This is a genomic window from Acinetobacter sp. CWB-B33 (genome assembly GCF_039655955.1).
GTDB classification, from domain to species: domain Bacteria; phylum Pseudomonadota; class Gammaproteobacteria; order Pseudomonadales; family Moraxellaceae; genus Acinetobacter; species Acinetobacter bouvetii.
In genome coordinates this window covers 1-13,516 of record NZ_JAGFEU010000001.1, presented here as the reverse complement: position 1 = coordinate 13,516, position 13,516 = coordinate 1, and the positions used below count along the sequence as shown (strand labels likewise).

Here is a 13,516-nt window from a genome sequence, read left to right as displayed (position 1 = left end):
TTAACGGAGTTTCTTTCCGAAACCCAAGATATCCAGCGGGAAAGATAAGCCCAGAGAAACATCTGGCGCATCTTCTGTTAAGCCTAAACCAACTGTTCCATTCACAATCGTGTCTGGCGATACCCGGACACCTAATGAAATGGCTAAAGTTGAACTAGTTTGATCTGCTGGAGAGTATGATTCTCCAGTGTTATATCTAAATTCAGAGCCAGTATTGAAGCTTTGCTGATATGACATCGTCAAAGAGACATCATAGTTGAATGAATAGGCAAAACCGAAAGCAAAACCGCCGCTGATGCCCGGATCAAACTCATTAATGATTCTTGTGCCGCGGCGCTGGTTCAAGCCAGTTTCCGGCAGGCCATAATTGGCTGAAACAGAAGCAAACAATACGACTGGATCAATATACTTGCGCGTACTTGCGCCCACCCCGACAGAATAATAGCCTTTACCTGTCGCTAAATCTGAAGCGGCATTGACTTCATATGGGCTGTCACCCGTTTTAGTGGATAAATTACCAAATAAAATTAATGGCAAGCGCCCTGCTTTCAGCGGAAACGGCTCCCAGCGAGCGCCTAATGAAATATCGCCTAAACCGGCAGTAGAGGTATCTTTCAGCAAATCCGATTTAGCGACTAAAGGCAATGATGCAGTAAACGTTAAATTATCCAAAACACCATATTGCAATGTAAAAGTGTTGGTCATCGAATGCGTTGCATTTTCCTGCACACGCAACTGATAGAGCTGGCCGTTAGCCATTTCCATATCCAGCTGCGTATCCCGATAATACGTATAGTCCACATCATAGAAAGATGAAATTTCAGCTTTTTTAATCAGAGAATACTGACGTTCATTTGAGGTGAATACTTCTTGCAGATTTGTTTCCTGGTTTGCATCGCCAGCCTGCTGCTGCAAAGCCGATGATGCATCAGGAGTACTCACTGCTGCCTGAGTTTCTGGCGCAGCTGGACTTGATGCTTCTGCTGTTTGAACTGGTACAGCAGGCGCATCTGCATCTGGCTCATCGACAGAGTCATAGCCGCCTACTGCCGTATCCGCCGCAATAGTCTGTTCTTGCTGTTCAGGCTGCTCATACTCTCCGACCGTCGACTCTTCAGCAGCATAGGCAACCCCCATCACCAGCTGAATACTCATAGCCAATATTGTTCTGTTCATCCATTTACTTTTCATGTTCCATCCCACCGCTTTTATTTTTTTAATTTCGCTTTTCTTTCGATTAACTGTTAACAGAAGTTATTTGCTCTTATAGTAAAGCCGCAAATAGTTGTATTCTTGCTTGCCGTAGTTCTCCGAATCTTTATTCATATTTTTATCGAGACGGATTGTTGAGGCTTTATCTGCAATTTTATTCATATAAAATTGCGGGTATTGAATATCAACAAATGCATATCTGTTCACGGTCGCATCATCCACATGACGAAGATCAGCATCTTGCAGCGCCAATAAATTTTTTCGATGCTCAGGCGCAACATTAATCAAATATAAAGTATTATTTTCCCAGATTTGCTTGAATCGGGTTTCGTCAAAGCTGATGTTTCCCAGTGCAGGATCCGCAACATACACCCTGCCATTTTTATAGCCTTTAAAGACAACAAAATGTTTAAAGCCGGCATATGAAATTGGAACAATAGCAGGCTGGCCTTGACTGACTAAATCCGAAAATTCTCCGCGGTAACCTTCGCTTTGCAAACCCAAAGCGCCCACAAAACGCTTCATATCCAGCAAAGAAAAACTGCGGCGTTCGATAATTTTTTCGGTTTCGCCGTATTTCAGCAAGCCATTCATAATTTGCTGTTCTGTCAGCTGAGTGCCTACATATCCATTGAGCAAAGTCGTTAATGCAGCGGAACCGCAGCTGTAGTCATAAGCCTGCCGGACAATTCCGCGGAATTGATCTTCTATAGCAGGCTTGATTTTAACCGCTTCGCGGTGCATGCGCGTAAACGAATCATTACGGGAATCCAAGGTTTCAGTGTATTGCACTGTCCCGGCTGGCTTTTCCTTTATATCGAACGACTCTTTGGCAAAGTAATACATCAATGCCGAGCCTAGTGCTATCTCTAACATATGTTCTAACTTTTTTAGTTATCGGCAATGATGTGCCTTTATTATCTTTGTTTTAGAGCTAATGCTCTACATCCATGTAATATGCAAGATACCGTTTTTTTTCAAAATAAAACAGTATTTTTTTTATTTTTTTGATGATTTTTATCTTTTTTTGTAAAAAAAAAGCGCGTATAAATACGCGCTTTTTTTTAAAGATATTAACGGCCAGAGATCTTGATTACAGAACCTGCGTTATAAGTACCTTGTGCTGGGCTCCAATATGTTTGCAGACCTTGCACTTCTACATCACCAATAGAACCGCCAGTTTTGCTGCCTAAATGGATGCCTGCAACATAAGTATCGATTGGGCCGCTGTTGCTTTGAATTTTAATGAAGCCGTCAGTCGCTTTATTTGCACCTAAATAACCGTCGTTATATACAGATACAGTCGCATTTAAAGCTAAATCTTTGCTATTTGCATCAGCAACTTTAATGCTGTCAATATGAATTTCACCAGCTTGCTTAGTGGTAATAGCCCCTGCTGTAACAGCGCCGACTACAGCACCATTTGTAGAGTTATCAAGAATACCGAGATTCGTAATTTCAAGACCGCCAATCATCGTGCTCGCCAACTTGATCATTGCACCTTGAGGCGCTGCGCCCAGCTGGATGTTTGCAGACATTTTACCCGTTTTAAGTGATAAGCCTGATAAAATCGCATTATAGTTAGTATCAGAAGCGCCGCGGCGAATAGAAGTTGCTGATGCCGCAGGCACTGCATTAGACGCTGCCACACCAATCTCACCGATTTTAATATCCAAGCCAGATACATCTGCAGCGATATTGATGAATGCGCCTTTAGCACCTGTACCGGCATCAGAATCGATGCGCAAATCAGCCAAGTTGCGAGAAGTTAAAAGATATGCGCCATTATTGTCGTAGTTTGCACCGATAATCAAACCTTTAGTTTCCAGCACATCACCTGAAATGCCATTGCCTTTGATTACAATTGCGCCAGCTTTATTCGTGCCGCCTAATGCTGTATCAGTTAAACCGTCATTATCATGAATCAATAATTTTTCGATTTCAATTTTTGAAATGCCGATACCGATATTGATGCCATCTTGACCTGTAGAAGCACTTAGCGCCGCATCATCCATTGCTTGCATTGCCATTGCATTTGCGCTGATAGCCATTGATGAAACTAAAGCAAGTTTAGTAAGTTTTTTCATCTTGTACTCTCCCAAGAGTATTATTTTTTTGATTGTCAACCACTCGATATACCCAGCTGATTATTCATTTTGTGACAGCTGTTACATCTTTCCTTGAGTAGTGCTCGCCTGACTAAATTATATCTGTGTCATTTTTTGTTCAACTGTTGTTGGTCGCAATCTTTCTCTTGCCGATAAACGGTATTTACACAGCCAACGGCGCGGCATTGATATAAACTATTCCGTATTACTCAATTCTGCATTAAATTGACGCATGCAAAACCCCGAAATTTGTAAAAAAAACCTTTTTAATCATACTATTGATGCCAGCCTTATTTTAAAAGCTTTGGCCGGCTTCAATCATGCCGCCTATTTGCAAAATGATAATTCGCCGGTCATTGCCTTTGGCGCAGATGAATATTTTCTTTTGCAAAACGCTCAGCTCAGTCATTTTATTCAGCAGGATTTGCACACATACTGTAAATCAGCAATTCAGCAATTGCCGCGGATCGGCAATAACATATTGAAAGAAAATCACAACAAAAGTTTTAATGGCGGATACATAGGATTCATCAGTTACGATTACAGCGCTTCACAGCAGATTGATTTGGCGGAAAAAAATCAGCCCAGTTTGTTTTTAGGGCATTTCAGCACTTTTCTCGCCTGGACGAAGGATGGCTGGATACTGCATTGCTCACCGGAAAAACTAAGCCAAACAGAGGCTTTACTCCTTGAAGCAATACAGAATATCAATAAAAACAACAGCTTTTCATTGCAATCTGCCTGCACAGCCCGCTGGTCAAAAAACCAATATAAGTCAGCATTTCAGCAAGTACAGGAATATATAACAGCAGGTGATTGTTACCAAATCAATTTAACTCAAGAGTTTGTTGCTGCCGCGGAAGGGTCACTTTTAGATACTGCTGCGCAATTTTGGCAATTAACAGATGCTCCATATTCAGGCTATCTCCGCATTGATGATTTTGAATTGCTGAGCTGTTCGCCGGAGCTGTTTATTGATTTTGAAGCTGACCGCAAGATTGTGACCAAACCGATTAAAGGCACGATGCCCCGCTTTGATGATCCGATTTTAGATCAGCAATCAAAACAGACGCTCATAAACTCTGAAAAAGATCAGGCTGAAAATGTCATGATTGTAGACCTGCTGCGCAATGACCTCAGTGTTTATGCTGAAACTGGATCTGTAAAAACCCCAAAACTGTTTAATATTGAATCATTTAATCAGGTGCATCATATGGTCAGCGAAGTGACCGCAACACTGAAAAATGATGTGAATCCCTTCGATATGCTGCTGTCTGCCCTGCCCGGCGGTTCAATTACGGGCGCACCAAAAATCCGGGCAATGCAGATTATTGCCGAGTTGGAAGGCGCGCCGCGCGGCGCATATTGCGGTTCTTTAGGCTATTTTAATGATGATGGCACAGGCTCTTGGAATATTCTCATCCGCTCAATTCAAAAATACCAAAATGATGTGTCTCTATGGGCAGGCGGCGGCATTACGATTGCGTCTGATTGCGATGCTGAATATCAGGAATGCTTTGATAAAGTATCCGCCATGCTGAATTTACTCAATACTTGGCATCAGCCTGCCGAATAAAAAAGCGGATCCTCAGATCCGCTTTCATTTTTTAAATTCCGCTTAGCCCTTCTTGATCAGACAATGGGGGGCTCTGGCAGAGTAAAAATCTAGTTCACTTTAAAATTTCATGCTTCAACGTATCAACAAGGCGCTGATTCTGTTCATCTGTCCCAATTGTGATCCGCAAAAATTGATTAATGCGCGGCTTATTGAAATACCGCACAATAATTCCTTTTTCACGTAAACCAGCAGCTAAGTCACCGGCATCTTTGGATGGCAGCGATGCAAAAATAAAATTCGCGCTTGACGGCAAAACTTTGAACCCTAAATCTGAAAGCTGCGCCACAAGTTTGTCGCGGCTCTTTATCACCTTCTGATTATGCTCTTCAAAATAAGCTTGATCTTCAAATGAAGCAACGGCGGCAGCAATGGCAAAACGGTCAATTGGATATGAATTGAAACTATTCTTCACCGCTTCCAATGCTGCAATCAAATGCGGCTGGGCAATGGCAAAGCCGACACGCAAGCCCGCCAAAGAACGCGATTTGGAAGTGGTTTGACAGACCACTAAATTATCGTATTTTTCAACCAACTTGACTGCAGATTCCGCACCAAAATCCACATAAGCCTCATCAATCACGACGACAGAATTCGGATTCGCCTGCAGGACTTCTTCAATTGCAGCCAAGCCTAGATCGATACTGGTTGGCGCATTGGGATTGGTAATGATAATCCCGCCATTGGCTTGCTTATAATCATCCGCAATGATTTCAAAATTTTCACTCAAAGGCAGCACTTTAGTTTTAACACCAAAGAATTGGCTATAAACCGGATAAAAACTGTAGGTAATATCAGGATACAAAACCGGTAAATCTTGAATGAAAAATGCTTTAAAAATATGCGCAAGCACTTCATCAGAGCCATTGCCAACAAATACAGTTTCTACAGCTACATGCTGCTGCTTGGCAATCGCCTGCTTTAACGCCGATGCGTCAGGATCTGGATAAAGACGTAAAGCATCGGCAGAATTATCCAATACCGCCTGTACCGCGGCAACCACTTTAGGGGATGGCGGATAAGGATTTTCATTGGTATTTAATTTTAATAGATTTTGAATTTTCGGCTGCTCTCCAGGCACGTAAGGCTCAAGCTCACGCACTTCCGGGCTCCAAAAACGCATCTGTTCAGTAGTAATGCTAGACATTTTATATTCTCTTATTGCCCTCTCCTAACCTCACTTAAACTGTGTTTTTAATAAAACCCGTTCAGCAGAGGAATCTCCATCTCATGAATGATAAAATCGGACATCGAATTTTTTCATTGCATGCGTTTCCCTCTCCTTGCAGGAGAGGGTCAGGGAGAGGTTTGTCATTTTAGAAAACTAGATTTTTTCAGCTAGCCTATATTTCAATTACTGATAACGGTAACGTGCAGAACGCGCATGCGCATCCAAGTTTTCCTGCTGCGCCAAAATGTCTGCCGTTTTCGCCAAGGTTTTAACACCTTGCTCTGAGCACATGATCAGGCTTGAACGCTTTTGGAAATCATATACGCCCAGAGGCGATGAAAAACGCGCTGTGCCAGATGTTGGCAGCACATGGTTTGGCCCTGCACAATAATCGCCGATGGCTTCAGGAGTGTAGCGCCCCATGAAAATTGCGCCTGCGTGGCGAATGTTCTCAGCCATTGCTTGCGCATCATCCAAACATAGTTCTAAATGCTCTGGCGCTACTTGGTTGATCAGCTCAATGGCTTCGGCGCGATCTTTCACCAGCACTAATGCGCCGCGATTGGCAATCGATGTGCGCGCAATCTCCGCTTTAGGTAAAGCTTGCAAATGCGCTTCAATCGCAGTTGCCACATCATTCAGCAGCTGCTCATCGGGTGTAATAAAAACTGCTTGCGCAACAGTATCATGTTCCGCTTGCGACAATAAATCCATGGCCAGCCATTCAGCATTGTTCTCACCTTCAGCATAAACCAGAATTTCTGATGGCCCGGCAATCATATCAATGCCGACCTGACCAAATACGGCCCGCTTTGCCGCAGCAACAAAGCGGTTGCCTGGACCAGTGATTTTATCAACAGATGGAATCGTTTCCGTGCCATATGCCAAGGCAGCGACCGCTTGCGCCCCGCCAATGGTAAATACGCGGTGCACGCCAGATAGATAAGCAGCCGCCAAAACTAATGGATTGAGTTCACCATTCGGCGCAGGCACCACCATAATAATTTCTGGCACGCCAGCGACATGGGCTGGAACCGCATTCATCAATACAGAGGATGGATAAGAGGCTAAACCGCCCGGTACATAAATGCCCACACGGTCTAAAGGCGTGATTTTTTGACCTAATGTATTGCCCAAAGCATCAACATAAGTCCAGCCATCCTGCTTTTGCGCCTGATGGAACTCACGGATGCGGCGAGCCGCCAACTCCAAAGCTTCACGCACTTCAGCAGTTAAACCCTCAAAGGCTGTTTTCAGCTGTTCTTGGCTTAATTCCAGATCAGAAAATTGATGCGCGGGATGTCGATCGAACTGTTGAGTGAGTTTAAGAACATGAGCATCACCATGCTGACGGACATCAGCAATGATTTGATCTACGGTTTTTAAAAGTTCAGGATCACTAACTGTCTCAAAAGCCAACAAGTCAGCAAAAGCCTGCTTGAAGTTTTGATCTTGAGTCGATAAACGTCGCATCAATTTACCCACAAGGTTTGAATTGGAAAACTTTAGTTTACCTTGTTTCCGCCATTTTGTGGGCAACAATCCTCCGCCTTTTAAGCAGACTTTAATGGAAAATTACTTTTGATTGCATTGGCCAGACTGCTCATGCAGCCTCTTCCAGCCAGAACGACCAAAAGCCAGTAAAATCAAAACCATTTCAATTAAAAAAAGGGTCAAAGCATTCTATGAATGCGAAGGCCCATTTTTTAATGCCGTTTTGCCTGAAAAGCCATTGGCGCAAAAAAAACCGCCCTTTGAGGCGATTTTTTTAAAGATACATTAAGCCTGCTTGGCTTTTTCCCGTGCTTCTACAGCGGTTTCCAGCTGCGCAAGAATAGGATTCAGCAATTGCTGCTTACGCTTAAAACTGGCTTTATTCACAATCAAGCGCGAAGAAACTTTGCAAATTTCTTCCAAGGGCTCTAAACCATTGGCGCGGAGTGTATTGCCTGTGTCAACAACATCGACAATGTAATCGCCTAAGCCCACCAGCGGCGCAAGCTCCATTGAACCATAAAGTTTAATCACATCCACCTGTTCACCCAAACTCGCATAATATTGACGCGTCAGGTTTACATATTTAGTGGCAATTTTTAAACGGCCTTTCGGACGGACCATCCCGACTTTGCCTGCTGTCATGAGTTTACAGTTGGCAATTTTCAAGTCCAATGGCTCATACACATTCTGTGCGCCATGTTCCATCAATACATCTTTACCGGCAACCCCTAAATCCGCTGCGCCGTTTTCAACATAAGTCGGCACATCCGAAGCGCGCAGAATTAAAATACGCACGCGCTTATGAGTCGTCGGGAAAATTAATTTACGGGACTTATCTGGATCTTCCAGTAAATTAATCCCCGCTGTTTCAAGCAACGGTAAAGTTTCTTTTAAGATACGCCCTTTGCTTAATGCTAAAGTTAAACCATGATCAAAATTGCCCATTACGTCAAAGTTTGGATCATCGTTTCTCATATCACTCATTAACTTACTCGCTTAATTTGGGCACCTAAACCCTGTAACTTTGCTTCAATGTCTTCATAACCGCGGTCAATATGATAAATACGGTCAATCAATGTTTCCCCTTCCGCTGCCAATGCCGCCAGAACCAAAGAGAATGAAGCGCGTAAATCAGTTGCCATTACCGGCGCTGCAGAAAGTTTGTCTACACCGGTCACAACAGCATCATTCCCTTCAACCTGAATATTTGCGCCCATACGAGAAAGCTCAGGCACATGCATAAAACGGTTTTCAAAAATCGTTTCCGAAATCGTTGCAAAACCGCGGCCAATGGCATTCACTGCCATAATCTGCGCTTGCATATCTGTCGGGAATTCTGGATGCGGCAAAGTTTGAAAGCTGACGGCTTTCGGGCGTTTGCCCATCATGTCCAGTTCAATCCAGTCATCACCGCGGGTCACTTCTGCGCCCATTTCTTCAAATTTATCGAGGACAGATTCTAAAAGATTTGGATCAGTATGTGTGGTTTTCACTTTACCGCCAGTAATGGCAGCAGCAGCTAAATATGACCCTGTTTCAATACGGTCCGCAACCACAGCATATTCGCAGCCATGCAGGCTGTCTACGCCTGTTACAATCAGGGTATCTGTATCTAAACCTTCAATCTTTGCGCCCATCTTAATCAGCATTTGCGCAAGATCTGTAATTTCCGGCTCACGGGCTGCATTACGGATGGTGGTGACACCATCCGCCAATACCGCAGCCGTTAAAATATTCTCTGTACCGCCTACAGTCACCATATCAAAGACAACTTCACCGCCTTTTAAGCGGCCATCAACTTTGGCGTGTACATAGCCATTTTCAACTTCAATATGCGCGCCTAAAGCTTCTAATGCTTTTAAATGCTGGTCAACTGGACGTGAACCGATCGCACAGCCGCCCGGAAGTGACACTTGTGCACTGCCATAGCGCGCGAGCAATGGCCCAAGCACCAGAATTGAAGCACGCATGGTTTTAACGAGCTCATACGGGGCAAACTGATTATCTAAAGTAGATACATCTGCTTTTACGGTATCGCCTTCATAAGAAATCTGTACGCCCAAACCGCCAATCAATTTTACTAAAGTATTGACATCTTTAAGGTTTGGAACATTGGTCAGGGTAATCGGAGTGTCTGCTAAGATCATTGCAGCCAGCAATGGAAGCGCCGCATTTTTTGCACCAGAAATGCGCACTTCGCCTTCGAGCTTCACACCGCCCTGAATTAAAAATTTATCCATTAAATTATTAAGCTCCGAAAAGGCTTGCTTTGCGCCATTCTTCTTTGGTCATTGCGCGAATTGTGACTGCATGAACTTCACCGCTGGCAATATAGGAATTCAAAGGCGCGTAAACGGTTTGCTGGCGGGCAACGGGACGCTTGCCTTCAAATTGATCATCCACTATACGAAGATCAAATTTTCCGCCTTGCCCACTCACTGCAACTTCAGCTTCTGGAAACGCAGCTTTTAAAATATCAGCGAGCTGTTCACTATTCATCACAAGACCTCTTTATAGGACTAACGGTGTAAAACCTGCCATTTTACTATAAATCAAAAAAAATAATTCATTAATCACACACAATATATCAATAAAAAAAGAGGTTATTTAAAACCTCTTTTTGCGCAAATTACGAGCTAAACTTCTAAGGGCATATAGATCAATTGCATTTTCCGGTGCTTATGCAGCTGTCTTTTTAATTTTTCTGCCAATTTTTTAATTGAAGTATACATATCATCGGCTGTAGCCTGAGCAAACAGTTCCGCGCCAGGCAGCCGAATGATCGCTTCTGCAATATGGTTTGAACTTCCTTTACGGGAACGCTTATCAATTTGATGATCTTTGGTCAACTTTACTTGCATACTGTTGACTTGGTCTAAATGCTTAGTCATCTGTGCAAATTTAAAACGAATATCTTCTTCTATCGCAGATGTAACGGTTAAATGATGGCCACGAATTGTAATTTGCATAACACTATCCCTCACCTTCTTTAGGATTAGAAAGAAACAGCCCAAAAGTTCGAAGACTTGCAAATTGCTGGAGCTCTGCATTTAACATCAAATCATTTTGGCCATTCCTTAAATAAAAAGAGATTCATTATTTTGTCATAATGAACCGCTAGGATAGTCAGATTTTAAAATTCAGATCAAGACTTTTCGCTCAGAAGACGACGGAATATGTAACGACTCGCGATATTTCGCCACTGTTCTGCGCGCAACATCAATGCCTTCATCCTTCAGCATATTCGCAATAGCGTTATCTGACAAAGGTTTACGGGTATTTTCATCCGAAATCATTTTTTTAATTTTCGCCCGGATAGCCGTAGATGATGCTTCGCCGCCGGATGTGGTGCCAACATGGCTGGAAAAGAAATATTTCAATTCATATAAGCCGCGCGGCGTCAGCATAAACTTATTCGTGGTTACCCTTGAAACGGTAGATTCATGCAGTTCGACTTCTTCAGCAATATCACGAAGCACTAAAGGCTTCATGCCTTCAGGACCGATTTCAAAAAAAGCCCGTTGATGCTCTACTATACAAGTGGCAACTTTCAGCAGCGTTTTATGGCGCTCATCAATACTTTTAATAAAGTTTTTGGCTTCCAGCATTTGACTGCGCAAATATTGATTATCATCACTCTGATCCGCTCGCTTAATCATATTGGCGTAGAATGAGTTAACCCTCAGTTTAGGCATGACATCCTGATTCAGCTGTACATGCCAATGTTCATTCTTCTTAGAGACAACGACATCAGGAATCTGATAATCAGAACTGCGGTCTTCGAATTCCATGCCGGGATGCGCTGTTAAGGTCTTCAGCAAATCAACAGCTGCTTTTAACTGCTCAGCATTCAATCCTGTCTGTTTCACCAATTTAGGAAGCTCATTGGAAATCAGCAATTCATAATGCTGCATCAGCAGCAATGCTTCTCTGCGGTTTGGAACCGCTGCAGGCAGGTTTTCCAACTGTACGGTTAAGCATTCTGCCAGGTTTCTCGAACCGATGCCTATAGGCTCCAAGCGCTGAATATGCTTTAAAACAACCAGGACCTCATCATCCTCGACCTCTTCATCATAGTCCATGCTTTGCAGCAAATGCTGCGCAGAATACGTAATCTCCGAAAGATCACAATCTAAAAAACCTTTATCATCAAGAGAATCAATAATACAATGCGCGACCAGTTTATCAACAGTCGAAAAATGCAGTAAATTCACCTGCTCAAGCATGTGTTCTTTTAGACTTAAATGCCCTTGGCGATTATCCTCACGCTCTTCAAATTCTGCACTGCCAAGGCTGGTGGGCTGATGGGTATACACATCATCCCAATCTGTATCAACAGGCAAATCATCTGGCAAATGATCCGCATTCAGCTCATTGGTTAAATCTTTACGGTCTTGCTCCGATTCACTTAATGTCGCTAATGCTTCAACGCTGGATTGCTCCTCAATTTTTTCCAATAGAGGATTGCTGTCTAACTGAATCTGAATTTCCTGCTCTAATTCAAGGCTGGAAAGCTGAAGTAACCGAATGGCTTGCTGCAACTGCGGCGTAAGCGACAGAGAGTTTGCAACCTTTAATCCAACCGATAACTTCATCTTTTATTCCCTATATAAATACCGCGAGTTATAAGCAATTTTTATGCCGTATTTATTTTTTATAGCATATTTTTATTAAAAAACATACAAAATTATAGCAATAATACTGCCTCAAACAGCTCAAAAAGCAAACTTGAAAAATATTATTCAAAAGGCCTATATAAATGATGTTCCACAGCCAATTTTGATAAAAGGGCTGAAAGCCGGTCTGATTTTTCAAAAAATCGATTTTCCAGCAAACGCAGTTCTGCATCATGCTGCTGTTCTTGCTCGGCCTCAATATTCTGCAACAGTTGCCGTCGCTGTTCACAACGCACAGGTACCGCTTGCCCCGTAAAGATCAGCTGCTTCGCGCGCAGCAATAGTCTAAAAATGTCCTCTTCACCATACTGAATCAGAACTTGCTTTGTCTGTGTGTAATAATCCCCTGAACTATTGAAAAAATATTGCTCAAAACCGCCATTTAGAACCTCACCAATTAAAATACTAATGACAAAATAATGCTGATCCTGTCGTGACAGTACTGACCAGCGCTGCTGATTAACTTTTTCAACCAATTGAACCCAATAATGGTGTTCTTCGAATTGCCGGTAAAGCCTGTCTCGTTCATATTGCTGTTTAGAATGCTCATGCGCAGCTCGTATGCCATTTTTACATGGCATACACAGTCCTGTATTCCGCTCAAAAGTATCTTTTAGAATCATTGCACCGCACATTGTGCATGGAAGTTTCTCTGTCATTCTTCTTTATCCATCAAGCTATTCTTTTTTTAAAATCTTATATCTTCTCATTTTTTTAAAGCGCCTTCTGTTCAGCTTACATTCTTTATCCTTCCTATTTTTATTTAATGCATAAAAAAACACCCCTAACTGCTTGAGTTAGGGGTGTTTTTCGAATAATGAGCTGGCGATGACTTACTCTCACATGGGTAACCCCACACTACCATCAGCGCTAAGAGGTTTCACTTCTGAGTTCGGGAAGGGATCAGGTGGTTCACTCTTGCTATTGTCGCCAGCACAACTGTTATGACTTTGCATTTGGTCTTATCTTTTCAGTGCCGTTGCTTGGTCAAATGAGTTATTAACAGAAGTACTTGAGTTAATTTAAGATGTTCATTGTATCTAGCTTTTTAACTAAATCAAGTTTGATTGATTATATGTGAATCAATTGAAGCATGATATACAGCTGCTTGGGTGTTGTATAGTCAAGCCTCACGAGCAATTAGTACTGGTCAGCTTCATGCGTCACCGCACTTCCACATCCAGCCTATCAACGTCGTAGTCTTCAACGGCTCTTTAGAGGACATAAAGTCCTAGGG

Annotated in this window: 12 protein-coding genes and 2 rRNA genes; 1 reads left to right on the top strand and 13 read right to left on the bottom strand. The window is 42.8% G+C overall.

Going from position 1 to position 13,516, the window contains the following annotated elements:
* The 3 genes from JZ784_RS00070 to JZ784_RS00060 form a co-directional block, all read right to left on the bottom strand.
* A complete protein-coding gene (locus JZ784_RS00070; RefSeq protein WP_346313365.1) occupies window positions 1–1,191 on the bottom strand; it encodes a hypothetical protein in 1,191 nt (396 codons plus the stop codon).
* A 63-nt stretch (window positions 1,192–1,254) separates the two neighbouring features.
* Window positions 1,255–2,088 (bottom strand): C39 family peptidase, encoded by an 834-nt coding sequence (locus JZ784_RS00065; protein ID WP_035361865.1) that lies wholly within the window; start codon window positions 2,086–2,088, stop codon window positions 1,255–1,257.
* Between the two features lie 197 nt (window positions 2,089–2,285).
* The gene (locus JZ784_RS00060; protein ID WP_346313364.1) at window positions 2,286–3,299 is read right to left on the bottom strand and encodes a DUF6160 family protein; all 1,014 of its coding nucleotides are present in this window, start codon (window positions 3,297–3,299) and stop codon (window positions 2,286–2,288) included.
* Window positions 3,300–3,552: 253 nt separating this feature from the next.
* On the opposite strand from JZ784_RS00060, the gene JZ784_RS00055 reads away from it, so the two are divergent.
* Window positions 3,553–4,896, top strand: a complete 1,344-nt coding sequence (locus JZ784_RS00055) for an anthranilate synthase component I family protein (protein WP_346313363.1) — start codon at window positions 3,553–3,555, stop codon at window positions 4,894–4,896.
* Window positions 4,897–4,990: 94 nt separating this feature from the next.
* Here JZ784_RS00055 and hisC read toward each other — a convergent pair whose 3' ends face one another.
* The 10 genes from hisC to JZ784_RS00005 form a co-directional block, all read right to left on the bottom strand.
* A complete protein-coding gene (hisC, locus tag JZ784_RS00050) occupies window positions 4,991–6,082 on the bottom strand; it encodes a histidinol-phosphate transaminase (protein WP_346313362.1) in 1,092 nt (363 codons plus the stop codon).
* Between the two features lie 207 nt (window positions 6,083–6,289).
* On the bottom strand, window positions 6,290–7,591 hold the full coding sequence (gene hisD / locus JZ784_RS00045) for a histidinol dehydrogenase (protein WP_346313361.1): 1,302 nt from the start codon (window positions 7,589–7,591) through the stop codon (window positions 6,290–6,292).
* Between the two features lie 294 nt (window positions 7,592–7,885).
* On the bottom strand, window positions 7,886–8,587 hold the full coding sequence (gene hisG / locus JZ784_RS00040; protein ID WP_130147531.1) for an ATP phosphoribosyltransferase: 702 nt from the start codon (window positions 8,585–8,587) through the stop codon (window positions 7,886–7,888).
* Window positions 8,587–9,843 carry a UDP-N-acetylglucosamine 1-carboxyvinyltransferase gene (gene murA, locus JZ784_RS00035; protein ID WP_346313360.1) on the bottom strand — a complete coding sequence of 419 codons (1,257 nt, stop codon included), beginning with the start codon at window positions 9,841–9,843 and terminating at the stop codon, window positions 8,587–8,589. Before murA ends, hisG begins: the two co-directional genes overlap by 1 nt.
* Window positions 9,844–9,850: 7 nt before the next feature.
* Window positions 9,851–10,102, bottom strand: coding sequence for a BolA family iron metabolism protein IbaG (gene ibaG / locus JZ784_RS00030; RefSeq protein WP_005011984.1), 252 nt, complete (start codon window positions 10,100–10,102; stop codon window positions 9,851–9,853).
* 137 nt (window positions 10,103–10,239) lie between these two features.
* Window positions 10,240–10,572 carry a ribosome-associated translation inhibitor RaiA gene (gene raiA / locus JZ784_RS00025; protein WP_005011988.1) on the bottom strand — a complete coding sequence of 111 codons (333 nt, stop codon included), beginning with the start codon at window positions 10,570–10,572 and terminating at the stop codon, window positions 10,240–10,242.
* A 171-nt stretch (window positions 10,573–10,743) separates the two neighbouring features.
* On the bottom strand, window positions 10,744–12,198 hold the full coding sequence (locus JZ784_RS00020; RefSeq protein WP_346313359.1) for an RNA polymerase factor sigma-54: 1,455 nt from the start codon (window positions 12,196–12,198) through the stop codon (window positions 10,744–10,746).
* A gap of 143 nt (window positions 12,199–12,341) precedes the next feature.
* On the bottom strand, window positions 12,342–12,938 hold the full coding sequence (locus JZ784_RS00015) for a DUF4375 domain-containing protein (RefSeq protein WP_346313358.1): 597 nt from the start codon (window positions 12,936–12,938) through the stop codon (window positions 12,342–12,344).
* Between the two features lie 161 nt (window positions 12,939–13,099).
* Window positions 13,100–13,214: ribosomal RNA gene (gene rrf / locus JZ784_RS00010) — 5S ribosomal RNA — on the bottom strand.
* 184 nt (window positions 13,215–13,398) lie between these two features.
* Window positions 13,399–13,516 (bottom strand): 23S ribosomal RNA (locus JZ784_RS00005); the annotation flags it as partial.